A 22,320-nucleotide genomic window follows, 5' to 3' on the forward strand; every position below is an offset into this window, starting at 1 on the left:
CCGATTGGCGGCTATCACACCGTCAGTCAATGTACTCAAACAGCTTCACGATCTTCTGCACGCCGCCGACGCCTTGCACCAGGTTGGTGGCGCGGGTGGCTTCGGCCTGGGTCAGCAGGCCCAGCAGGTAGACGATGCCGTTTTCAGTCACGACCTTGATGCGCGAGCCCGGGATGGCGCTGTCGGTGAGCATCTCGGTTTTGATCTTGCTCGTCAGCCAGGCGTCATTGCTGCGCGCCAGCATCGAGGACGGGCCGGTGACCTGCAGCTCGTTGTTGACCTTCTTGACCTTCTGCACCTGGCTGGCGGTTTGCTCGGCCAGTTGTTTGAGGTCGGCGCGCGGGGTCTGGCCGGCCAGCAGGACGATGCCGTTGAAGCTGGTCACGACGATGTGCGACGCGTTGTCCAGATCAGGGCTGGCCTTGGCGATGTTGACCGCGACCTTGGTCTCGATCAGCGAGTCGTCGATCTTGCTGCCGAAGGTGCGTGTACCGCGATCGTCATCGATCGGCGCTTCACGGCTAGCGTTGATCACCGAGCTGCATCCGCTGATGCCCAGGCAGAGCGTCAGGGCCAGCAGGCTAAGACGTTTGGATATCATTCTTCACTCCCGAACAGTTGGCTGTCGATCAAGTCGCAAAGGCAGTGGATCGCCAGCAGGTGGACTTCCTGAATACGTGCGGTGACTTTCGCCGGGACGCGGATTTCAACGTCCTCCGGCAACAGCAACGACGCAACGTCGCCGCCATCGCGACCAGTCAAGGCTACGACAATCATTTCACGATCATGTGCGGCCTGGATGGCCTGAATAATGTTCGCCGAATTGCCGCTGGTGGAAATCGCCAGCAGCACATCGCCCGGCTGACCCAGCGCACGAATCTGTTTGGAAAAGATTTCGTTGTAGCTGTAGTCGTTGGCGATGGAGGTGATGGTGGAGGTGTCAGTGGTCAGCGCTATGGCGGGCAGGCTCGGTCGCTCGCGTTCGAAACGGTTGAGCAGCTCCGAGGAAAAGTGCTGGGCATCGCCAGCCGAACCGCCATTACCGCAGGCGAGCATCTTGCCCTCGTTGAGCAGGGCGTTGACCATCACTTGGCTGGCTTGCTCGATGTGGGGTGCAACAACATCCATCGCCTGTTGCTTGGTGTCGATGCTGGCCTGAAAAAGCTGGCGAATTCGGGATTGCATGTCCATCTATGAAAACCTTAATAGGGGCGGCTGGTCGGGGCGGCGTCCGATAAGTCATCGGCGTCCCGGCACAAAACTGTGCAGCCCGCAAAGCAAAGAGCAAAAGAGCCAGTGTGGTTCGTTGGGTTGGTGCAGTAGGACCGGCTTTAGCCGGGAAGGCGGCCGATCTTACGCTGCAATCGCACGGAATCATCGCGTTTTCAGCAATCGAAAGCGTTGGTCAGCCAGTTAAGCGCGGGTGATGTGCCGGGGTCGCCATTGATCGCGACGACGTCGAAGCGGCACGGCGAATCGGCCCAGCGCACCTCGCTTTGCAGAAAGGACTGAGCTGCCAGCGTGAGCTTTTCCTGCTTGCGAAAATCGACGCTTTCCAGCGCACCACCCCAGCCGGCATGGCGACGATACCGAACTTCGACGAATACTACTGTATCGCCGTCGAGCATGACCAGATCAAGCTCGCCGCGTTTGCATGACCAGTTGCGGGTAATCAGCTGCAACCCATGCTGTTGCAGGTGACGCAGGGCGTAGGCTTCGGCCTTGCGCCCTGCGATTTGACGGGTCGTGCCTGAGGTCAAGGCGCGGTGTCCGGCAGGCGCTGGACTTTGCCGTCTACGAACTCTGCCCATGGCAGCTGACGCTCGATGCGTTGGCCCTGGCCGATCGCCAGGCTGCCGGACAGGCCGTCGATGCGGCTCTCAGGCAGCGTTTTCAACTGGGTCAGTCGTGGCGCCAGACGATAAGCGTCGATGCCCATGGCGTAGAGACGGCCAAGGCTGCCGGAGGCTTGTGGCCATTGCGCCGTCACTTGCTGGCGCAATGGGTCGTTGGCGTTCAGCAACCACGGGGTTTCGCAGAAGCGCACGCCGTTCAGGTCGTTGTACATCGCCGGGTCGCCGCTGTTGGTGAACAGGTGCGAAGTGGCATAGACCGGAACATCGCCAGCGTACTGGAAGACCATGGTCGGCTTGATCTGCTGAGCCTGTTGAGGCGTTGCAGCGAGGAACATGAAGTCCACGTCCTGGCGACGGGAAGGCTGAGCAGCCATCTGCGTGCCAGTGGCGCCTTGCACGCGCTGGGCGCGACCTTCGCTGTTGCGCAACTGGAACAGATCGGCAACCTGTTGAGCGAGTGCGACCGGCTGATCGATGCGTTCAGCACCCAGCAAAGTGCCGCCTTTGGCCTGCCAGCTTTGACGGAAGGCCTCCAGTACGCGATCACCCCATTCGCCCTTCGGCACCATGGCAACCGCACTGCGCTTGCCATCGGCCCAGGCACGGCGGGCCACTTCGCGGGCTTCGTCTTCCGCTGCCAGACCGAACTGGAACAGCTCGGCAGGGCCCTGGGTGCCGGAATCGCTGTAGTTCAGCGCCAGCGTGGTGATCGGCAGTTGAGGTCGAGCGCTCAGCTGTTTAACCAGTGGCTTCTCCAGCGGACCCACTACCAACTGCACGCCTGCAGCCTTGGCTTGCGCATAAAAGGCGTCCATCGAGGTCACGCGGGAGCTGTCGAATACTTCGATCGCAGGTGGCTTCTCGCCGGCCTGCTGCGCTTGGTAGTTTGCGGCCATGAAGCCGTCGCGCAGGGCGCGGGAGACCGAGGCGAGCGGACCGTCTTGCGGCAGCAGCAGCGCAATCTTGGTCAACGGCTGGCTCTTCAGGTCACGCAATTGCGCGAGGGCAGTCGGCAGCTGACGTGCCGCCGGGTGTTGCGGATTCTGCGCCTTCCAGTTGTCGATGGCCGCTTGTTGCTGTTCCAGCGTGCCGGCGCCTTTGACCGCGCGGGCCAGGCTCAGCCAGCCGCCCATGTCATCGTTGGCCGAGCTTTGCAGCTGCTCGGGTGGCAGCGCAGCAACCAGCGTCCAGATGGCGTCGTTATTGGCGTTCAGGGCGTCGCCTTGCAGCAACGGGCCCATGAACACACGCTCGCTCGCAGCAGCGAGGGTCTGACCATCTGCTTCGAAAGCCCGGGCGCGAACGGTGTGGGTGCGGGTCTGCAGGTCAACCGGCATCTCGCCCAGATGCTGCATGCTCGGGTGGTTGAGGGCGGTCAGCGCAGCTTTCGGCTGGCTGCGACCCAGTGCCAGTTCGGCAGACAAGGTGTTGGCGTAGATTTGCTTGTCGGTCTTGAGCTGGTCCATCTGGACCTGCTCGAGAATGCTCGCGGCGCGGCTTGGGTTGTTCTGGCGCGCTGCCAGGTCGGCCGCCGTCAGTTTCAGCAACGCTGCCTGGTCAGGCGATTTTGCCGCAGCGGCCTGTTCGAGCAGTTGTTCGATGCTGGCATCGGGGGAGCGAGGCAATTCGCCAAGGCTGGAGGAGGGCGAACCGGCACAGGCAGCCAGAAGGGCAGCGAGGCAGAGGGCAGAGAACAGCCGCAGGCAAGCGATCATGTGTATGTTCCTGATACTCGAGCAAATTAGCGTGGAAGTGTACCCAAGCACTGGCCGGGGCGCGACGTTGAAGGCGTTAAAGTGGCGATATTGATCGTCTCCGGGCGCGTCAGTTGACGTGAGTCGGACTGTCGCGGAGTCGCTGCCATGTTGCGGGTGTTCGAGCTGCTTTTCTGAACTCACGGGGTGCGACGTCCAATTTTGTCGGCCGCAGCCTGTACAATGCAGGCTTTTACACAACATGAGGTGTGCGCTTTGACTGCTCCGGGTGCTTCGAATTCCACTACAGGCGCGCTTTATGTGGTGGCCACGCCGATCGGCAACCTGGATGACATCAGCGCCCGCGCCTTGAAGGTGCTGCGCGATGTTTCGCTGATTGCCGCAGAAGATACCCGCCACTCGTTACGGCTGATGCAGCACTTCGGCATTCCGACGCCATTGGCGGCCTGTCATGAGCACAATGAGCGCGAGGAGGGGAGCCGCTTCATCACGCGCCTGCTGGCCGGCGATAACGTTGCGTTGATTTCCGATGCCGGCACGCCGCTCATTTCTGACCCCGGTTACCATCTGGTGCGTCAGGCCCGGGCAGCCGGTATTCAAGTGATCCCGGTCCCTGGCGCCTGCGCCTTGATCGCGGCGCTCTCTGCGGCGGGGTTGCCCTCGGACCGCTTCATCTTCGAAGGCTTCTTGCCGGCCAAGTCGGTGGGCCGAAAGGCGCGGCTCGAACTCGTCAAGGAAGAGCCGCGCACGCTTATCTTCTATGAAGCGCCCCATCGCATTCTCGAATGCCTTCAGGACATGGAAGCAGTCTTCGGTCCGGACCGTCCCGCCGTGCTGGGCCGCGAATTGACCAAAACGTTCGAAACCCTCAAGGGGCTGCCGCTGTCCGAGCTTCGTGCCTTTGTTGAGGGCGACAGTAATCAGCAGCGCGGCGAGTGCGTGGTGCTTGTGGCGGGCTGGAGCGAGCCTGAAGGCGAAGACGTGATTGGCGCCGAAGCGCGGCGGGTGCTGGATCTGCTGCTGGAGGAAATGCCCCTCAAGCGTGCCGCCGCACTGGCAGCAGAGATCACCGGGGTGCGTAAGAACCTGCTCTATCAGGTGGCGCTGGATAAACAGAAAAGCGTGTGACGGGATGTCGCGGGCAGCTCTGCAAATGGCGCGAGAGCCGATTAAAGCTTGTTCTTGAGCCGCCCTCCCATTAACCTTGGCGGCGGAGAGTCGATTGGACAGTCGCTGCCTTTCATTGTTCTGCAATGGAGGGGGGAGGAAAGTCCGGGCTCCATAGGGCGGAGTGCCAGGTAACGCCTGGGGGGCGTGAGCCTACGGAAAGTGCCACAGAAAATAACCGCCTAAGCACTTCGGTGCCGGTAAGGGTGAAAAGGTGCGGTAAGAGCGCACCGCACGTCTGGCAACAGTTCGTGGCTAGGTAAACCCCACTCGGAGCAAGACCAAATAGGGTTCCAAGGCGTGGCCCGCGCTGGAACCGGGTAGGTTGCTAAAGATGTCCAGTGATGGCCATCGTAGAGGAATGACTGTCCTCGACAGAACCCGGCTTACAGATCGACTCTCCACCTCCTTTTCTTCCCCTCGTTTGTACGATTTATCCCCTTCCGTAATACCAAAAAAATCTTAAACCTCACAAATCACTTTAACTTCAGACCTCATCTGTTTGTTCATCCACGGAAATATCCGTAGGACGGGTCTGAAATCCGCTACATCTCCTGCGTAAGTGCTCCTAAATATCCGTCCTGTAAGGGTTTTCCTCGTGAAGTCGCCTTGACGGTGTGGTGGGCGCATTCCTATAGTGTGCGCAAGTGGCGGAAAGTGGCGTGAAGTGGGTTTTTTGACCGCAAAAAGATAATATTTGGAGATCGCGCCTGTGTTCCGTGGTGCAAACGCAATCAATCTCGACGCAAAGGGCCGTCTCGCTATGCCGAGCCGGTACCGTGACGAGTTGGATTCGCGTAGCGCCGGCCAGATGATTGTCACCATTGATACCGTCGACCCGTGCTTGTGCATCTATCCGCTTCCCGAGTGGGAGTTGATTGAGGCCAAGCTGCGCGAGCTCGCCACATTCCGTGAAGAAAACCGTCGCCTGCAGCGGCTGTTGATCGGTAATGCGGTTGATCTGGAGTTGGACGGCAGCGGGCGTTTCCTGGTGCCGCCACGTTTGCGTGAATACGCCAAGCTCGATAAGCGAGTGATGCTGGTAGGCCAGCTCAACAAGTTTCAACTGTGGGATGAGGACGCCTGGAACGCACTTGCTGATGCGGACCTTGCGGCCATTCAAAAACCGGGTGCGATGCCCGATGAACTGCGTGATTTGATCCTGTGACTACGAATAGCGGCTTTACCCACATCACCGTACTGCTCGAAGAAGCCGTCGAGGCTCTCGCGGTGCGCGCCGATGGCTGCTATCTGGATGGCACGTTCGGTCGTGGCGGACATAGCCGCCTTATATTGCAGAACCTGGGGCCGGAGGGTCGGCTTCTCGGATTCGATAAAGATCCCCAAGCGATTGCCACCGGGCAAACGCTGGCGGCCGAAGACGGCCGCTTTGTCATTGTGCAGCGCAGCTTTGCTGAATTGGGCGCCGAAGCTCAAGAACGCGGGTTGGCGGGCAAGGTCAGCGGCATTCTGCTGGATCTCGGTGTGTCGTCGCCACAACTGGACGACCCCGAGCGCGGCTTCAGCTTCATGAACGATGGCCCCCTCGACATGCGCATGGACCCGTCCCGCGGCGTCAGCGCAGCCGAATTCGTCAACACTGCGCCCGCCGAAGAGATCGCCCGCGTTTTCAAGGAATACGGCGAAGAGCGTTTCTCCCGCCGCATGGCCGGTGCTGTCGTGGCCCGCCGCGAGACTGAGCCGTTCGAGCGCACCGGCGATCTCGCCGAAGTGCTGAAAGTCGCCAACCCGGCGTGGGAAAAGGGCAAGAACCCGGCGACCCGTGCGTTCCAGGGTCTGCGCATTCACGTCAACAACGAACTGGGTGATCTGGAAGCCGGCCTTGACGCTGCGCTGGACGCCCTTGAAGTGGGCGGCCGCCTGGTGGTCATCAGCTTCCACTCGCTGGAAGATCGCATCGTCAAATTGTTCATGCGCAAGCTGGTCAAGGGCGAAGCCGACAACCTTCCGCGCAACCTGCCGATCCGTCATCAGGCCTTCGAGCCGCGTATCAAACTGATCGGCAAGGCGCAGTTCGCGTCCGATGATGAAACCCGCGCCAATCCGCGTTCGCGCAGCGCCGTCATGCGCGTCGCGGAGAAACTCCGATGAACCGCGGTTTCTTCAAGCCCCTGCCGGGCGGCAGCTTCTTCATGCTGATGCTGTTTATCGCCGTGCTGGTGTCAGCGATCGGTGTGGCGTACAGCGCGCACTGGAATCGTCAGCTGCTCAACTCCCTTTACGGTGAACTCAGCGTGCGCGACAAAGCGCAGGCCGAGTGGGGTCGCCTGATTCTTGAGCAAAGCACCTGGACTGCCCACAGCCGTATCGAAGCCCTGGCCACTGATCAGCTGAAAATGCGCATCCCGAACGCCGCCGACATCCGGATGGTGTCGCCATGATGAAACTCGAAGGGGCGCTCTACCCGTGGCGGTTTCGCGTCGTGGTCGGCCTGCTGTCGGTCATGGTCATCGCGATCTGCTACCGCATCGTCGACCTACAGGTCATCGACCATCGCTTCCTGATCGAGCAGGGCGATGCGCGCAGCCTTCGCACCGTTTCGATTCCCGCCCACCGTGGTCTGATCACCGACCGCAACGGTGAGCCGCTGGCCGTCAGTACGCCGGTCACCACCATCTGGGCAAACCCGTCCGAAATGCAGGCCGACAAGACCAAATGGGTCCAGCTTGCGCAAGCATTGGGGCAGGATCCCAAGGCATTGACGGATCGACTCAACGAACAGGCAAGCAAAGAATTCATCTATCTGGTCCGTGGCCTGACCCCGGAGCAGGGTCAGTCGGTGCTTGATCTGAAAGTCCCGGGCGTTTACGGCAAGGAAGAATTCCGCCGTTTCTACCCTGCGGGCGATGTCACCGCGCACATGGTCGGCTTTACCGACCTCGACGATCACGGCCGTGAAGGCGTAGAGCTGGCCTACGAAGACTGGCTCGCCGGCGTCCCCGGCAAGCGGCAAGTCATCAAGGATCGGCGAGGCAGGATGATCAAAGACCTGCAAGTGAAGAAAAACGCCAAGGCCGGCAAGACCTTGGCTTTGTCTATTGATCTGCGCCTGCAATACCTGGCGACCCGCGAGCTGCGCAACGCCATTCAGGAAAACGACGCCAAGGCCGGCAGCCTGGTGATCATGGACGTAAAAACCGGCGAAGTACTGGCGATGGTCAATCAGCCGACGTACAACCCGAACAACCGTCGCACCATGGTGCCGGCGGCGATGCGTAACCGCGCGATCATCGACGTGTTCGAGCCGGGTTCGACCATGAAGCCGATCTCCATGACCGCCGCACTGGAAAGCGGCCGCTGGAAGCCTAGCGACAAGGTCGAGGTGTACCCGGGCACGTTGCAGATCGGCAAATACACCATCCGTGACGTGACCAAAACCGAAGGCCCGATCCTCGACCTGACCGGCATTCTGATCAATTCCAGTAACGTCGGCATGAGTAAAGTCGCGTTCGACGTGGGTGGCGAAGCGATTTTCCACGCCATGCAGCGTGTGGGCCTGGGCCAATACACCGGCCTCGGCTTCCCGGGCGAGCGCGTCGGCAACCTGCCGAACTACCGTGAGTGGCGCAAGGCTGAAACCGCAACGCTGTCGTATGGCTACGGCCTGTCGGTGACGGCGCTGCAGTTGGTCCACGCCTACGCAGCGCTGGCCAACAACGGCAAGATCGTGCCGCTGACCATTCTCAAAACTGATAATCCAGCCGAGTCGGTTCAGGCCATTCCGGAAGCGACGGCCAAGACGGTGCAGGGCATGTTGCAGCAAGTGATCGAAGACCCGCGTGGCGTTTACCGTGCGCGCGTTCCGTCGTATCACGTGGCAGGCAAGTCCGGTACTGCGCGTAAGACATCCGTGGGCACCAAGGGCTACGCGGAAAACTCCTACCGTTCGCTGTTCGCCGGCTTCGGCCCGATGAGCAACCCGCGTTACGCGGTCGTTGTGGTCATTGATGAGCCAAGCAAAGGCGGTTACTTCGGTGGTCTGGTTTCCGCTCCAGTCTTCAGCAAAGTGATGTCGGGCACGCTGCGCTTGATGAACGTGCGCCCGGACAACCTCGCGCCGATTCCGCCTGAGCAACAAGCCAACGCTGTGCCCGCCGCCGCCCCAGTCAAGGGAGGACGTGGCTGATGTCTTTGAATTTGAGCAAGCTGTTTGCGCAGTGCAACCGCGATCTGCTGATTCGCGAACTGACCCTGGACAGCCGCAAAGTGCGTCCGGGCGATCTGTTTCTGGCGATTCCGGGCCTCAAGGTTGACGGCCGTGAGCACATCACCGACGCCATCGCCCACGGCGCGGCGGCCATTGCTTACGAGGTCGTAGGCGCCAAGGTGCTGCCGATCACCGATATCCCGATGATTCCGGTCAAGGGTCTGGCAGCGCAGTTGTCCGACATTGCCGGGCGCTTTTATGGCGACCCGAGCCGCAACCTGAACCTGATCGGTGTGACTGGCACCAACGGCAAAACCAGCGTGACTCAATTGGTCGCACAGGCGTTGGACAAGCTCGGCCAGCACTGCGGCATCATCGGCACACTGGGCACTGGCTTCTATAGCGAGCTGAAAAGCGGCATCCACACCACGCCGGATCCGATCTCCGTGCAATCGACCCTTTACGATCTGAAAAGGGCCGGGGCCAAAGCGGTTGCCATGGAAGTTTCGTCCCACGGGCTGGATCAGGGCCGGGTTACTGCGTTGGCTTTCGACGTGGCAGTGATGACCAACCTGTCCCGTGACCATCTCGATTACCACGGCACCATGGAGGCTTACGCGGCTGCCAAGGCCAAGCTGTTCGCCTGGAATGACCTGCGCTGCCGTGTGGTCAATCTTGACGACGGGTTTGGTCGCCAGCTCGCCGCTGCGCCGCACCCTTCGCGCCTGATTACCTACAGCCTGGAAGACAGCAGCGCTTACCTGTTTTGCCGTGATGCGCAGTTCGATGACGACGGCGTGCGCGCGACTCTGGTTACGCCCCAGGGCAGCCATGCGTTGCGCAGTAGCCTGCTGGGCCGTTTCAACCTGAGCAACGTGCTGGCTGCGGTCGGCGCGTTGATGGGGCTTGATTACCCGCTGGATGACATTCTCAAAGTCCTGCCAACGCTGGAAGGCCCTGCGGGCCGGATGCAGCGGCTGGGCGGTGGCTCGCGTCCGCTGGTGGTGGTCGATTACGCCCACACCCCTGACGCGTTGGAAAAAGTGCTTGCCGCCTTGCGCCCACACGCAAAAGGTCAACTGACCTGCCTGTTCGGCTGCGGCGGCGATCGCGATCGCGGCAAGCGTCCGCTGATGGCCGAAGTGGTCGAGCGTCTGGCCGACAAAGTGTTGGTCACCGATGACAACCCGCGCAGCGAAGACCCGGCCCGTATTTTCGATGACATCCGTGCTGGGTTCGTCTCGGCAAACGCAGTCGATTTCGTTGCCGGGCGCGGTCAGGCGATCGCGCAGATCATCGCCCAGGCGTCCGCTGCCGATGTGATCGTGCTGGCCGGCAAGGGCCATGAGGATTACCAGGAAATCGACGGCCAGCGTCAGCCGTTCTCCGATCTGGAAGAAGCCACCAAAGCGCTCGACGCCTGGGAGGCTGCACATGCTTAAGCCGCTCTCGTTCAGTGAACTGCTGGTGCCGCTCGACGCACGTCGTGTCGGCCATGACTGCAGTTTTTCCGGTGTCAGCATCGACAGCCGCGCAATCACGCCCGGCCAATTGTTCGTGGCGCTGACCGGCCCGCGCTTCGACGGTCACGACTATCTCGATCAAGTCGCTGCCAAAGGCGCAGTCGGCGCGTTGGTTGAACGCGAGGTCCCGGGCAGTTCGCTGCCGCAGTTGATCGTCACCGACACCCGCAAAGCCCTCGCGCAACTCGGCGCGATGAACCGTAATGCCTTTATAGACAAGCCGGTCGCTGCGATCACCGGTTCCAGCGGCAAGACCACCGTGAAGGAAATGCTGGCGAGCATCCTGCGCACCCGTGGTCCCGTGCTGGCGACCCGCGGCAACCTGAACAACGAACTCGGCGTACCGTTGACGCTGCTGGAGCTGGCGCCGGAATTCGACGCCGCCGTCATCGAACTGGGTGCTTCCCGGGTGGGCGAGATCGCTTTCACGGTCAGCCTGACCAAGCCCCATGTCTGTGTCCTGACCAACGCCGGGACTGCCCATGTGGGCGAGTTCGGCGGTCCGGAAAAGATCGTCGAAGCCAAGGGCGAGATCATCGAAGGCCTGGACGCTCGCGGTGTTGCGGTATTGAACCTCGACGACAAGGCGTTCGATATCTGGGTGGCCCGCGCCGGCTCGCGCAACGTGTTGAGCTTCGCGCTCAACAACAGCCGTGCTGACTTTTACGCCAGCGACTTGGGCATTGATGCGCGCGGTTGCCCGGCATTCACGTTGAACACCCCGAACGGCTCCGCGCCGGTGCAGTTGAATCTGCTGGGCACGCACAACGTTGCCAATGCATTGGCCGCGGCGGCTGCTGCCCATGCGCTGGGCGTTTCGCTCGCGGGCATCGTCACCGGGCTTGACGACGTACAGCCGGTCAAGGGCCGCACCGTCGCGCAACTGGCGCCGAACGGCATGCGCGTCATTGATGACACTTACAACGCCAACCCCACTTCCGTGGCTGCCGCGACCGACATCCTCACCGGTTTTCCGGGCCGCAAGGTTCTGGTGCTGGGCGACATCGGCGAGCTGGGCGCCTGGGCGGAGCAGGGCCATCGCGATGTCGGCGAATACGCGGTCGGCAAAGTCGACGCGCTGTATGCCGTCGGTCCGTTGATGGCCCATGCGGTCAAGGCTTTCGGGCAGGATGCCCGCCATTTTGAAACTCAGGCCGAGCTGATCGAAGCGCTTGGCGCCGAGCACGATAAAAACACCACCATTTTGATTAAAGGTTCACGCAGCGCTGCGATGGAAAACGTCGTAGCGGCCTTATGCGGAACACGCCTGGAGAAACATTAATGCTGCTGCTGCTGGCCGAGTATCTGCAACAGTTCTACAAAGGCTTCGCGGTCTTTCAGTACCTGACCCTGCGCGGGATCCTTGGCGTGCTCACTGCATTGTCACTTTCCCTGTGCCTGGGCCCGTGGATGATCCGCGCCCTGCAGAGCAAGCAGATCGGTCAATCCGTGCGTAACGACGGACCCCAATCGCACCTTTCCAAATCCGGCACGCCGACCATGGGTGGCGCGCTGATTCTGTCTGCAATCGGCATCGCCACGTTGTTGTGGGCTGATCTGAGCAACCGTTATGTGTGGGTCGTGCTGATCGTCACGCTGCTGTTCGGCGCCATCGGCTGGGTCGACGATTACCGCAAGGTGATCGAGAAGAACTCGCGCGGGCTGCCGAGCCGCTGGAAATACTTCTGGCAATCGGTGTTCGGCCTGGGCGCGGCGATCTTCCTTTATATGACTGCGCAATCGCCCGTGGAAACCACGCTGCTGATCCCGATGCTCAAAGACTTCAGTATCCCGCTGGGCATTGGCTTCGTCGTGCTGACCTACTTCGTGATCGTCGGCTCCAGCAACGCCGTGAACCTCACGGATGGCCTGGACGGTCTGGCGATCATGCCGACCGTGATGGTCGGCGGCGCACTGGGGATCTTCTGCTACCTGTCGGGTAACGTGAAGTTCGCAGAATACCTGCTGATCCCTTACGTGCCGGGCGCGGGTGAATTGATCGTGTTTTGTGGCGCGCTGATCGGTGCGGGGCTGGGTTTCCTCTGGTTCAACACCTACCCGGCTCAAGTGTTCATGGGTGATGTCGGGGCGCTGGCCCTGGGCGCGGCATTGGGCACCATCGCGGTCATCGTCCGTCAGGAAATCGTTCTGTTCATCATGGGCGGCGTCTTCGTAATGGAGACCCTGTCAGTCGTCATTCAGGTCGCATCCTTTAAATTGACCGGCCGCCGCGTTTTCCGCATGGCGCCCATCCATCACCACTTTGAACTCAAGGGCTGGCCCGAGCCGCGCGTGATCGTCCGTTTCTGGATCATCACCGTGATTCTGGTGTTGGTCGGCCTTGCCACGTTGAAACTGAGGTAGAACGAGTGTCACTGATCGCTTCTGACCACTTCCGCATCGTTGTCGGCCTCGGCAAGAGCGGCATGTCCCTGGTTCGCTTCCTGGCGAATCGGGGTGTGTCGTTTGCTGTCGCCGATACGCGGGAGCATCCGCCAGAACTCGAGACATTGCGCCGGGACTACCCGCAGGTCGAAGTGCGTTGTGGTGAGCTGGACGTTGAATTCCTGTGCCGCGCCGATGAGCTGTATGTCAGCCCCGGTCTGGCGCTGGCAACCCCGGCCCTGCAGCAAGCGGCCATGCGCGGCGTGAAGCTGTCCGGCGACATCGAGCTGTTCGCTCGCAATGCCAGGGCGCCCATCGTGGCCATCAGCGGATCGAACGCGAAAAGCACGGTCACCACGCTGGTGGGCGAGATGGCGGCGGCAGCGGGCAAGCGAGTTGCGGTTGGCGGAAATCTCGGTACCCCGGCGCTGGACCTGCTCAGCGATGACGTCGAGCTGTATGTGATGGAGCTGTCGAGCTTCCAGCTGGAAACCACCGATCAGCTTGGCGCTGAAGTGGCGACCGTGCTGAACATCAGCGAAGACCACATGGACCGTTACAGCGGCCTGCCGGCTTATCACTTGGCCAAGCACCGGATCTTCCGCGGCGCGCGCCAAGTGGTGGTGAATCGTCAGGACGCGCTGACCCGGCCGTTGATCGGCGAAGGCGTGCCGTGCTGGACCTTTGGTTTGAACAAGCCCGACAGAAACGGCTTCGGCTTGCGCGAAGAGAACGGCGAGAAGTACCTGGCCTTTCAGTTCGACAACCTCATGCCGGTCCGCGAGCTGAAAATCCGTGGTGGCCACAATCAGGCCAACGCCTTGGCCGCACTGGCGCTGGGTCATGCGGTGGGTCTGCCGTTTGACGCCATGCTGGCGAGCCTCAAGACATTTGCCGGTCTGGTTCATCGCTGCCAGTGGCTGCGTGAGCTCAACGGCGTGAATTACTACGACGACTCCAAAGCGACCAACGTCGGCGCCGCGCTGGCAGCGATCGAAGGCCTGGGCGCCGACATCGACGGCAAGCTGGTGCTGATTGCCGGCGGCGATGGCAAGGGCGCGGATTTCACCCCGCTGCAAGCCCCGGTTGCTGCCCATTGCCGCGCCGTGGTCCTGCTGGGCCGCGATGCGGATCTGCTCGCCGCGACCTTCGGCGATTCGGTGCCTCTGGTACGCGTCACTACATTGGAAGAAGCCGTGCAACGTGCTGCTGATATCGCGCAGGAAGGGGATGCCGTGTTGCTGTCGCCCGCCTGCGCAAGCCTGGACATGTTCAAGAATTTCGAGGAGCGCGGACAACTGTTCGTCCGGGCCGTGGGGGACTTGTCATGATTTTTGGCGTGATCAAGCCGTACCCGTCGCCGATCATCAGCGGCCGTGGCGTTGACGTCGATTTCCCGATGCTCGCCGGTTGCCTCGCGTTGCTGGGCCTGGGCCTGGTGATGATCACTTCCGCGTCGTCGGAAGTGGCCGCCGTTCAGTCGGGCAACGCGTTGTACATGATGACCCGTCACCTGATCTATCTGGTGCTGGGCCTGATCGCCTGCGTCGCGACCATGATGGTGCCGGTTGCTACCTGGCAGCGCTTGGGATGGCTGATGCTGATTGGCGCGTTCGGTCTGTTGATTGCGGTGATCGTGCCCGGCATCGGGCGTGAGGTGAACGGTTCGATGCGCTGGATCGGCTTCGGCATGTTCAACGTGCAGCCGTCGGAAATCGCCAAAGTCTTCGTGGTGATTTTCCTGGCCGGTTATCTGATTCGTCGCCAGCAGGAAGTGCGCGAGAGCTGGATGGGCTTCTTCAAGCCGTTCATCGTGCTGCTGCCGATGGCGGGTCTGCTGCTGATGGAGCCGGACTTCGGTGCCACGGTCGTGATGATGGGCGCGGCGGCGGCGATGCTGTTCCTCGGCGGCGTCGGGCTGTTCCGTTTCAGCTTGATGGTCGCGCTGGCAGTGGGTGCCGTGTTCGTGCTGGTTCAGGCGCAGCCGTACCGGATGGCGCGTCTGATTACCTTCACCGACCCGTGGTCCGATCAGTTCGGTTCTGGCTACCAGCTGACCCAGGCGCTGATCGCCTTCGGTCGCGGTGAATGGTTCGGCGTCGGCCTTGGCAACAGCGTGCAGAAGCAGTTCTACCTGCCGGAAGCGCACACCGACTTCGTGTTCTCGGTACTGGCTGAAGAGTTGGGCGTGGTGGGTTCCCTCGCCACGGTCGCGCTGTTCGTGTTCGTCAGTATCCGGGCGATGTATATCGGCATGTGGGCCGAGCGCGCCAAGCAGTTCTTCGCTGCGTACACCGCGTATGGCCTGGCATTCCTGTGGATTGGTCAGTTCCTGATCAACATCGGGGTGAACGTCGGTCTGCTGCCGACCAAGGGTCTGACCCTGCCGTTCCTCAGCTACGGCGGCAGCTCGTTGATCATCTGCTGCGCCAGCCTGGGCCTGTTGCTGCGCATCGAGTGGGAATCGCGCAACAACATGGGCAGTGAAGAGGCCGAGTTCCAGGAAAGCGACTTTGCCGAGGAGCCGACCCATGGCCGCCGGTAACGTTTTGATCATGGCGGGCGGTACCGGTGGACACGTGTTCCCGGCGCTGGCGTGCGCCCGTGAGTTCCAGGCCCGCGGTTACACCGTGCACTGGCTCGGAACGCCGCGCGGCATCGAAAACGAACTGGTACCTGCGGCAGGTTTGAAGCTGCACCTGATTAACGTCACCGGTCTGCGCGGCAAGGGCCGGCTGTCGCTGCTCAAGGCGCCTTTCATGTTGATCAAGGCTTTGCTGCAGGCGCGCAAGATCGTGGGTGAGTTGAAGCCGGTCTGCGTCGTCGGTTTCGGTGGCTACGTGACAGGCCCTGGCGGTCTGGCGGCGAAACTGGCCGGCGTGCCGCTGATCATCCATGAGCAAAACGCAGTAGCGGGCACGGCCAATCGCAGTCTTGCGTCGTTCGCCGCACGCGTCTGTGAAGCGTTCCCGCAGACCTTCGCCGCGTCGGCCAAGCGTCGCACCACCGGTAACCCTGTTCGTGCCGAGCTTTTTTTCGAAACGCCGCGCCAGACGCTGATTGGCCGCCGGCCTCGTTTGCTGGTGCTGGGCGGAAGCCTGGGCGCCGAGCCGCTGAATAAATTGCTGCCGGAAGCCCTGGCACAAGTGCCTGCCGATATCCGCCCTGAAGTGTTTCATCAGGCCGGCAAGCATCACGATGAAGTGACCGCCGAGCGTTATCGCGCCGCCGGTGTCGAGGCGCAGGTCGCCCCGTTCATCAAAGACATGGCCCAAGCCTATGGCTGGGCAGATCTGGTGGTCTGCCGCGCAGGTGCGTTGACCGTCAGTGAACTGGCTGCCGCCGGGCTGCCGTCGTTGCTGGTGCCTTTGCCCCATGCGATCGACGACCACCAGTCACGCAACGCCGACTATCTGGCTCGCGAGGGCGCTGCCTTCGTCATGCCGCAAGCGACAACTGGCGCCGCCGAAATGGCCGCTCGCCTGAAAGAGGTTTTGATGCAACCCGAACAATTGAACCGCATGGCCGTCACGGCTCGCCAACTGGCCAAGCCTGACGCCACCAACACCGTCGTCGATATCTGCCTGGAGGTGGCCCATGGTTGAGAATCAACGCGCCATGCCACAGCCGGAAATGCGCCGTATCCGTCGTATCCACTTCGTGGGCATCGGCGGGGTGGGCATGTGCGGTATCGCCGAAGTGTTGCTGAACCTGGGCTATGACGTGTCCGGTTCCGACCTCAAGGCTTCGCCGGTGACCGAGCGTCTCGAATCGTTTGGCGCGCAGATCTTCATCGGCCATCGTGCAGAAAACGCATCGACGGCGGACGTGCTGGTGGTCTCCAGCGCTGTGAACACCTCCAACCCGGAAGTGGCGACTGCCCTTGAGCGTCGCATTCCTGTCGTGCCACGCGCTGAAATGCTGGCCGAGCTGATGCGCTATCGCCACGGCATCGCGGTCGCCGGTACCCACGGCAAAACCACGACCACCAGCCTGATCGCCTCGGTGTTCGCGGCGGGTGGCCTTGATCCGACCTTTGTGATCGGCGGGCGTCTGAACGCTGCCGGCACCAACGCGCAGCTCGGCACCAGCCGTTACCTGATCGCCGAAGCCGACGAAAGCGACGCCAGCTTCCTGCACCTGCAGCCGCTGGTGGCCGTGGTCACCAACATCGACGCCGACCACATGGCGACCTACGAAGGCGACTTCAACAAACTGAAGAAGACCTTCGTCGAATTCCTGCACAACCTGCCGTTCTACGGTCTGGCAGTTGTCTGCATCGACGATCCGGTGGTGCGCGACATCCTGCCTTCGGTCAAGCGTCCGATCATGACCTACGGCTTCGATGACGCCGCCGACGTGCGCGCGATCAACGTGCGCCAGGACGGCATGCACACACACTTCACCGTGCTGCGCCGCGACCGCGAGCCACTGGATGTCTCGGTCAACATGCCGGGCAAGCACAACGTGCTGAACTCGCTGGCAACCATTGCCATCGCCACTGACGAGGGCGTCTCAGACGAAGCCATCGTTCAGGGCCTGTCCGGCTTCCAGGGCGTTGGCCGTCGCTTCCAGGTGTACGGCGAACTGCCGGTGGAAGGCGGCAACGTGATGCTGGTCGACGACTATGGTCACCACCCGCGTGAAGTGGCTGCCGTCATCAATGCCGTGCGCGGTGGCTGGCCGGACCGTCGTCTGGTCATGGTCTATCAGCCGCACCGTTACAGCCGCACCCGCGATCTGTACGACGATTTCGTGCAGGTGCTCAACGAGGCCAACGTGTTGCTGCTGATGGAAGTCTATCCGGCCGGTGAAGAACCGATTCCGGGTGCGGACAGCCGTCAGTTGGCCCACAGCATTCGTCAGCGCGGTCAGCTTGATCCGATCTACATCGAGCGTGGTGTCGAACTCGCCCCGCTGGTCAAACCACTGCTGCGCGCCGGCGACATCCTGCTGTGCCAGGGCGCCGGCGACATTGGCGGCCTTGCACCACAGCTGCTGAAAAGCCCGCTCTTCACCGGCGCCATCGTGGCCTCAACCGAAGGTAAGCTGAAATGACAGCCGCCCTGCAGTCCGCCCTGTTCTCGACGCTGGAGCCGAAACGCTTCGGTCGCGTCGCCGTGCTGTTCGGCGGCAAGAGCGCGGAGCGGGAGGTGTCCCTGAAATCCGGCAGCGCAGTGCTTGAAGCCCTGCAAAGCGCAGGCGTCGACGCGTTCGGTATCGACGTGGGCGAGGATTTCCTGCAGCGGCTGGTCAGTGAACAAATCGATCGGGCGTTCATCGTCCTCCACGGTCGTGGCGGCGAAGACGGCACCATGCAGGGTCTGCTTGAGTGCCTGGAAATTCCCTACACCGGCAGCGGCGTGCTCGCTTCGGCGCTGGCGATGGACAAGCTGCGCACCAAGCAGGTCTGGCAGAGTCTCGGCTTGCCGACGCCGCGCCACGCCGTGCTGAGCAGCGAGGCGGATTGTATTTCTGCGGCGACGGAACTGGGCTTTCCTTTGATCGTCAAACCCGCCCATGAAGGTTCCAGTATCGGTATGGCCAAGGTGACCGGCGTCGACGAATTGATCGCCGCCTGGAACGCCGCCCGTACCTACGATTCGCAAGTGTTGGTCGAACAATGGATCGAAGGTCCTGAGTTCACCGTCGCCTCTCTGCGTGGGCAGGTATTGCCTCCCATCGGTCTGGGTACTCCCCACAGTTTTTACGACTACGACGCCAAGTACCTGGCCTCCGATACCCAGTACCGGATTCCGTGCGGCCTCGATGCAGCCAAAGAAGATGAACTCAAGGCACTCACGGCCCGGGCCTGTGAAGCGGTCGGCATTGCCGGCTGGGCGCGCACCGATGTCATGCAGGACGCCGACGGCAAATTCTGGCTGCTGGAAGTCAACACCGTTCCCGGCATGACCGATCACAGCCTTGTACCTATGGCTGCACGCGCAGCCGGGCTCGATTTCCAACAGTTGGTGTTAGCGATTCTGGCCGACAGCGTCCAGGTGCGAGGGTAGATCATGCACGGCGCAACGGTTCGTCATCAGCAATCCGCTACCGGCCGCAACAAGCCGGTGCCGCGGGGTGCCAGCCGCATGGTTGCCAAGGAGCCCATGTCGTCGCGCATGCCACGACCGAATTTCGGTTTCCTGCGCAGCCTCATGTGGCCGGTGCTGCTGGTGGTGTTTGGTTTTGGTACGTACGAAGCCGCTCAGCGCCTGCTGCCTTACGCCGATCGGCCGATCTCGCGGATCAACGTGCAGGGCGACTTGAGCTACATCAGTCAGCAGGCCGTGCAGCAGCGGATCGCGCCGTTCGTGGCGACCAGCTTTTTCAACATTGATTTGGCCGGCATGCGCACCGAGCTGGAGCAAATGCCGTGGATTGCCCACGCCGAGGTCCGCCGCGTCTGGCCGGATCAGGTGGTGATCCGTCTGGAAGAACAACTACCGGTTGCGCGGTGGGGCGATCAATCCCTGCTGAACAACCAGGGTCAGGCATTCACCCCGCGTGAGCTGGCCAACTACGAACACCTTCCGCAGTTGTTCGGGCCTCAACGGGCTCAACAGCAGGTGATGCATCAGTACCAGGTGCTGAGCCAGATGTTGCGCCCGCTGGGGTTCTCCATCGCTCGCCTGGAACTGCGTGAGCGAGGCAGCTGGTTTCTGACCACCGGCGCAGGCACTGCAGGCCCTGGCCTGGAGCTGCTGCTGGGACGAGGCAATCTGCTTGAGAAGATGCGCCGCTTTATCGCCATCTACGACAAGACACTGAAAGACCAGATCACGAACATTGCGCGCGTCGACCTTCGTTACAACAACGGCCTTGCCGTTGGTTGGCGCGAACAGGCAGCGGCGCCAACGACGGACAAACCCGCCGTCGCGAAGAATTGATAAGAGGCAGGACCCATGGCAAACGTGCAAAGCGGCAAAATGATCGTCGGATTGGATATCGGCACCTCCAAGGTGGTGGCGCTGGTAGGCGAAGTCGCGGCTGATGGCACGCTGGAAATCGTCGGTATCGGCACTCACCCGTCCCGCGGTCTGAAGAAGGGCGTGGTGGTGAATATCGAATCCACCGTGCAGTCGATCCAGCGCGCCGTAGAAGAAGCGCAGCTGATGGCCGGTTGCCGCATCCACTCGGCGTTCGTCGGCGTCGCGGGCAATCACATCCGCAGCCTGAACTCCCACGGCATCGTGGCGATTCGCGACCGCGAAGTGAGCTCCGCTGACCTTGAGCGCGTGCTCGACGCTGCCCAGGCCGTGGCGATCCCGGCTGACCAGCGCGTGCTGCACACGCTGCCGCAGGACTACGTCATCGATAACCAGGAAGGCGTTCGCGAGCCACTGGGCATGTCGGGCGTGCGTCTGGAAGCCAAGGTTCACGTGGTGACCTGCGCGGTGAACGCGGCGCAGAACATCGAAAAATGCGTGCGCCGCTGCGGGCTGGAGGTCGACGACATCATCCTCGAGCAACTGGCCTCGGCTTACTCGGTGCTGACCGACGACGAGAAAGAGCTGGGCGTGTGCCTGGTGGACATCGGCGGCGGCACCACTGACATCGCGATCTTCACCGAAGGCGCGATCCGTCACACCGCGGTGATCCCGATTGCCGGCGACCAGGTCACCAACGACATCGCCATGGCGTTGCGTACACCGACTCAGTACGCCGAAGAAATCAAGATCCGTTACGCCTGCGCCCTGGCCAAACTGGCCGGCGCCGGCGAAACCATCAAAGTGCCAAGCGTCGGCGACCGTCCGCCCCGTGAACTGTCCCGTCAGGCCCTCGCCGAAGTGGTCGAGCCGCGCTATGACGAGCTGTTCACCCTGATTCAGGCCGAACTGCGTCGCAGCGGCTACGAAGACTTGATCCCGGCCGGCATCGTGCTGACCGGTGGCACCTCGAAAATGGAAGGCGCGGTCGAACTGGCCGAAGAGATCTTCCACATGCCGGTCCGCCTCGGCGTGCCGCACAGCGTCAAAGGGCTCGCGGACGTCGTTCGCAACCCGATCTACTCAACCGGCGTCGGCCTGTTGCTGTACGGACTGCAAAAGCAGTCTGACGGCATCTCGCTGTCCGGCCTTTCCGGCTCCGGTAGCAGTTATAGCGATGAACCGAAGGCTCCAGTGTTAGAGCGTCTCAAGCGCTGGGTTCAGGGGAATTTCTAAGATTCAAAAAGTGGTAGGCAGGCAACAGGCGACATAAAACTAGAGAACTGAAGGAGAGGGAACATGTTCGAGCTCGTAGACAACATCCCACAAAGCCCGGTAATTAAAGTTATCGGCGTTGGTGGTGGCGGCGGCAACGCAGTCAATCACATGGTCAAGAGCAACATCGAAGGCGTCGAGTTCATCTGCGCCAACACCGATGCTCAGGCCCTGAAAAATATTGGCGCACGTACCATTCTGCAACTGGGTACCGGCGTGACCAAAGGCTTGGGCGCGGGTGCGAATCCTGAAGTCGGCCGTCAGGCTGCACTGGAAGACCGCGAGCGCATCGCTGAAGTGCTGCAAGGCACCAACATGGTCTTCATCACCACCGGCATGGGCGGCGGTACCGGCACCGGTGCGGCTCCGATCATTGCCGAAGTGGCCAAGGAAATGGGCATTCTGACCGTTGCGGTCGTGACACGTCCGTTCCCGTTCGAAGGCCGCAAGCGCATGCAGATCGCCGATGAAGGCATCCGCGCGCTGTCCGAAAGCGTCGACTCGTTGATCACCATTCCCAACGAGAAGCTGCTGACCATCCTCGGTAAAGACGCCAGCCTGCTGTCGGCTTTCGCCAAGGCTGACGATGTACTGGCCGGTGCCGTTCGCGGTATCTCCGACATCATCAAGCGTCCGGGCATGATCAACGTCGACTTCGCTGACGTACGCACCGTGATGTCCGAAATGGGCATGGCGATGATGGGCACTGGCTGCGCCAGCGGTCCGAACCGTGCGCGTGAAGCCACCGAAGCGGCCATCCGCAACCCGCTGCTGGAAGACGTGAACCTGCAAGGTGCTCGCGGCATTCTGGTCAACATCACTGCCGGTCCTGACCTGTCTCTGGGTGAGTACTCCGACGTGGGTAGCATCATCGAAGCGTTCGCCTCCGAGCACGCCATGGTCAAGGTCGGTACGGTTATCGATCCAGACATGCGCGACGAGCTGCACGTGACTGTTGTTGCTACTGGCCTGGGTGCAAAAATCGAGAAGCCTGTGAAGGTCATCGACAACACCATGCAGACCGCTCAAGCCGCACCTGCGCAGCAGCACGCCGCACGCCAGGAGTTGCCTTCGGTCAACTATCGCGATCTGGACCGTCCAACCGTGATGCGCAATCAGGCACACGCGGGCGCAACAGCCGCAGCGAAGATGAACCCGCAAGACGATCTGGATTACCTGGACATTCCAGCGTTCCTGCGTCGTCAGGCTGATTAATGGGTTCTATCAGGGGTATAAGGGTGATTGGTGTTCAGCAAAGGCGGGGTCTGCTATCATCGCCAGCCTTTGTTGATACTAATTCGC

The 22,320-nt window shown here is 61.6% G+C and carries 20 protein-coding genes and 1 other RNA gene; 17 read left to right on the forward strand and 4 right to left on the reverse strand.

Annotation, left to right across the window (positions count from 1 at the left end; all coding sequences use genetic code 11):
• Window positions 1–22 precede the first annotated feature (22 nt).
• The 4 genes from IFT47_RS00795 to IFT47_RS00810 all read right to left on the reverse strand — a co-directional run bounded on the left by IFT47_RS00795 (window position 23) and on the right by IFT47_RS00810 (window position 3,571).
• Window positions 23–601: a BON domain-containing protein gene (locus IFT47_RS00795; protein WP_192171767.1), complete on the reverse strand. Its 579-nt coding sequence runs from the start codon at window positions 599–601 to the stop codon at window positions 23–25.
• Entirely contained in the window at window positions 598–1,191 is a 594-nt protein-coding gene (locus tag IFT47_RS00800) for a phosphoheptose isomerase (protein ID WP_065992135.1), read from the reverse strand. The genes IFT47_RS00795 and IFT47_RS00800 overlap by 4 nt, the downstream gene beginning before the upstream one ends.
• Window positions 1,192–1,385: 194 nt before the next feature.
• The gene (locus tag IFT47_RS00805) at window positions 1,386–1,760 is read right to left on the reverse strand and encodes a YraN family protein (RefSeq protein ID WP_244655871.1); all 375 of its coding nucleotides are present in this window, start codon (window positions 1,758–1,760) and stop codon (window positions 1,386–1,388) included.
• On the reverse strand, window positions 1,757–3,571 hold the full coding sequence (locus IFT47_RS00810) for a penicillin-binding protein activator (protein ID WP_192171765.1): 1,815 nt from the start codon (window positions 3,569–3,571) through the stop codon (window positions 1,757–1,759). The genes IFT47_RS00805 and IFT47_RS00810 overlap by 4 nt, the downstream gene beginning before the upstream one ends.
• A 222-nt stretch (window positions 3,572–3,793) precedes the next feature.
• Between IFT47_RS00810 and rsmI the strand changes: the two genes are divergently transcribed.
• The 17 genes from rsmI to ftsZ all read left to right on the forward strand — a co-directional run bounded on the left by rsmI (window position 3,794) and on the right by ftsZ (window position 22,233).
• The gene (gene rsmI, locus IFT47_RS00815) at window positions 3,794–4,699 is read left to right on the forward strand and encodes a 16S rRNA (cytidine(1402)-2'-O)-methyltransferase (RefSeq protein WP_244655870.1); all 906 of its coding nucleotides are present in this window, start codon (window positions 3,794–3,796) and stop codon (window positions 4,697–4,699) included.
• A gap of 86 nt (window positions 4,700–4,785) precedes the next feature.
• An RNA gene (gene rnpB / locus IFT47_RS00820) (RNase P RNA component class A) lies at window positions 4,786–5,143 on the forward strand.
• A gap of 307 nt (window positions 5,144–5,450) precedes the next feature.
• Window positions 5,451–5,906 (forward strand): division/cell wall cluster transcriptional repressor MraZ, encoded by a 456-nt coding sequence (gene mraZ / locus IFT47_RS00825; RefSeq protein ID WP_192171890.1) that lies wholly within the window; start codon window positions 5,451–5,453, stop codon window positions 5,904–5,906.
• On the forward strand, window positions 5,903–6,850 hold the full coding sequence (gene rsmH, locus IFT47_RS00830) for a 16S rRNA (cytosine(1402)-N(4))-methyltransferase RsmH (protein ID WP_192171763.1): 948 nt from the start codon (window positions 5,903–5,905) through the stop codon (window positions 6,848–6,850). Before mraZ ends, rsmH begins: the two co-directional genes overlap by 4 nt.
• The gene (gene ftsL / locus IFT47_RS00835; RefSeq protein WP_192171762.1) at window positions 6,847–7,140 is read left to right on the forward strand and encodes a cell division protein FtsL; all 294 of its coding nucleotides are present in this window, start codon (window positions 6,847–6,849) and stop codon (window positions 7,138–7,140) included. Before rsmH ends, ftsL begins: the two co-directional genes overlap by 4 nt.
• On the forward strand, window positions 7,140–8,885 hold the full coding sequence (locus tag IFT47_RS00840; protein ID WP_407073217.1) for a peptidoglycan D,D-transpeptidase FtsI family protein: 1,746 nt from the start codon (window positions 7,140–7,142) through the stop codon (window positions 8,883–8,885). Before ftsL ends, IFT47_RS00840 begins: the two co-directional genes overlap by 1 nt.
• Window positions 8,885–10,348 carry a UDP-N-acetylmuramoyl-L-alanyl-D-glutamate--2,6-diaminopimelate ligase gene (locus IFT47_RS00845; RefSeq protein WP_192171760.1) on the forward strand — a complete coding sequence of 488 codons (1,464 nt, stop codon included), beginning with the start codon at window positions 8,885–8,887 and terminating at the stop codon, window positions 10,346–10,348. Before IFT47_RS00840 ends, IFT47_RS00845 begins: the two co-directional genes overlap by 1 nt.
• Complete coding sequence (locus tag IFT47_RS00850) at window positions 10,341–11,711, forward strand: UDP-N-acetylmuramoyl-tripeptide--D-alanyl-D-alanine ligase (RefSeq protein WP_192171759.1); 1,371 nt, start codon at window positions 10,341–10,343, stop codon at window positions 11,709–11,711. The genes IFT47_RS00845 and IFT47_RS00850 overlap by 8 nt, the downstream gene beginning before the upstream one ends.
• Window positions 11,711–12,793 (forward strand): phospho-N-acetylmuramoyl-pentapeptide-transferase, encoded by a 1,083-nt coding sequence (gene mraY, locus IFT47_RS00855; RefSeq protein WP_037014691.1) that lies wholly within the window; start codon window positions 11,711–11,713, stop codon window positions 12,791–12,793. The genes IFT47_RS00850 and mraY overlap by 1 nt, the downstream gene beginning before the upstream one ends.
• A gap of 5 nt (window positions 12,794–12,798) precedes the next feature.
• A complete protein-coding gene (gene murD, locus IFT47_RS00860) occupies window positions 12,799–14,145 on the forward strand; it encodes a UDP-N-acetylmuramoyl-L-alanine--D-glutamate ligase (RefSeq protein ID WP_192171758.1) in 1,347 nt (448 codons plus the stop codon).
• Entirely contained in the window at window positions 14,142–15,359 is a 1,218-nt protein-coding gene (gene ftsW / locus IFT47_RS00865) for a putative lipid II flippase FtsW (RefSeq protein WP_133772211.1), read from the forward strand. The genes murD and ftsW overlap by 4 nt, the downstream gene beginning before the upstream one ends.
• Window positions 15,346–16,419 carry an undecaprenyldiphospho-muramoylpentapeptide beta-N-acetylglucosaminyltransferase gene (gene murG / locus IFT47_RS00870; RefSeq protein WP_192171757.1) on the forward strand — a complete coding sequence of 358 codons (1,074 nt, stop codon included), beginning with the start codon at window positions 15,346–15,348 and terminating at the stop codon, window positions 16,417–16,419. Before ftsW ends, murG begins: the two co-directional genes overlap by 14 nt.
• Window positions 16,412–17,872: a UDP-N-acetylmuramate--L-alanine ligase gene (gene murC, locus IFT47_RS00875; protein WP_133772215.1), complete on the forward strand. Its 1,461-nt coding sequence runs from the start codon at window positions 16,412–16,414 to the stop codon at window positions 17,870–17,872. The genes murG and murC overlap by 8 nt, the downstream gene beginning before the upstream one ends.
• Entirely contained in the window at window positions 17,869–18,828 is a 960-nt protein-coding gene (locus IFT47_RS00880) for a D-alanine--D-alanine ligase (protein WP_192171756.1), read from the forward strand. The genes murC and IFT47_RS00880 overlap by 4 nt, the downstream gene beginning before the upstream one ends.
• A 3-nt stretch (window positions 18,829–18,831) precedes the next feature.
• Window positions 18,832–19,704 carry a cell division protein FtsQ/DivIB gene (locus IFT47_RS00885; protein ID WP_192171755.1) on the forward strand — a complete coding sequence of 291 codons (873 nt, stop codon included), beginning with the start codon at window positions 18,832–18,834 and terminating at the stop codon, window positions 19,702–19,704.
• Window positions 19,705–19,719: 15 nt separating this feature from the next.
• On the forward strand, window positions 19,720–20,979 hold the full coding sequence (ftsA, locus tag IFT47_RS00890) for a cell division protein FtsA (RefSeq protein WP_037014678.1): 1,260 nt from the start codon (window positions 19,720–19,722) through the stop codon (window positions 20,977–20,979).
• 63 nt (window positions 20,980–21,042) lie between these two features.
• The gene (ftsZ, locus tag IFT47_RS00895; RefSeq protein WP_074884474.1) at window positions 21,043–22,233 is read left to right on the forward strand and encodes a cell division protein FtsZ; all 1,191 of its coding nucleotides are present in this window, start codon (window positions 21,043–21,045) and stop codon (window positions 22,231–22,233) included.
• Window positions 22,234–22,320: the final 87 nt, after the last annotated feature.

It is taken from the genome of Pseudomonas sp. CFBP 13711 (genome assembly GCF_014842265.1).
GTDB lineage: Bacteria > Pseudomonadota > Gammaproteobacteria > Pseudomonadales > Pseudomonadaceae > Aquipseudomonas.

Excerpts from the sequence above, each read along its gene's own strand:
- IFT47_RS00795 (WP_192171767.1), bottom strand. The coding sequence starts at position 601 with ATGATATCCAAACGTCTTAGCCTGCTGGCCCTGACGCTCTGCCTGGGC.
- IFT47_RS00800 (WP_065992135.1), bottom strand. The coding sequence starts at position 1,191 with ATGGACATGCAATCCCGAATTCGCCAGCTTTTTCAGGCCAGCATCGAC.
- IFT47_RS00810 (WP_192171765.1), bottom strand. The coding sequence starts at position 3,571 with ATGATCGCTTGCCTGCGGCTGTTCTCTGCCCTCTGCCTCGCTGCCCTT.
- rsmI (WP_244655870.1), top strand. The coding sequence starts at position 3,794 with ATGCAGGCTTTTACACAACATGAGGTGTGCGCTTTGACTGCTCCGGGT.
- ftsL (WP_192171762.1), top strand. The coding sequence starts at position 6,847 with ATGAACCGCGGTTTCTTCAAGCCCCTGCCGGGCGGCAGCTTCTTCATG.
- IFT47_RS00840 (WP_407073217.1), top strand. The coding sequence starts at position 7,140 with ATGAAACTCGAAGGGGCGCTCTACCCGTGGCGGTTTCGCGTCGTGGTC.
- IFT47_RS00845 (WP_192171760.1), top strand. The coding sequence starts at position 8,885 with ATGTCTTTGAATTTGAGCAAGCTGTTTGCGCAGTGCAACCGCGATCTG.
- IFT47_RS00850 (WP_192171759.1), top strand. The coding sequence starts at position 10,341 with ATGCTTAAGCCGCTCTCGTTCAGTGAACTGCTGGTGCCGCTCGACGCA.
- mraY (WP_037014691.1), top strand. The coding sequence starts at position 11,711 with ATGCTGCTGCTGCTGGCCGAGTATCTGCAACAGTTCTACAAAGGCTTC.
- ftsW (WP_133772211.1), top strand. The coding sequence starts at position 14,142 with ATGATTTTTGGCGTGATCAAGCCGTACCCGTCGCCGATCATCAGCGGC.
- murG (WP_192171757.1), top strand. The coding sequence starts at position 15,346 with ATGGCCGCCGGTAACGTTTTGATCATGGCGGGCGGTACCGGTGGACAC.
- murC (WP_133772215.1), top strand. The coding sequence starts at position 16,412 with ATGGTTGAGAATCAACGCGCCATGCCACAGCCGGAAATGCGCCGTATC.
- IFT47_RS00880 (WP_192171756.1), top strand. The coding sequence starts at position 17,869 with ATGACAGCCGCCCTGCAGTCCGCCCTGTTCTCGACGCTGGAGCCGAAA.
- IFT47_RS00885 (WP_192171755.1), top strand. The coding sequence starts at position 18,832 with ATGCACGGCGCAACGGTTCGTCATCAGCAATCCGCTACCGGCCGCAAC.
- ftsA (WP_037014678.1), top strand. The coding sequence starts at position 19,720 with ATGGCAAACGTGCAAAGCGGCAAAATGATCGTCGGATTGGATATCGGC.
- ftsZ (WP_074884474.1), top strand. The coding sequence starts at position 21,043 with ATGTTCGAGCTCGTAGACAACATCCCACAAAGCCCGGTAATTAAAGTT.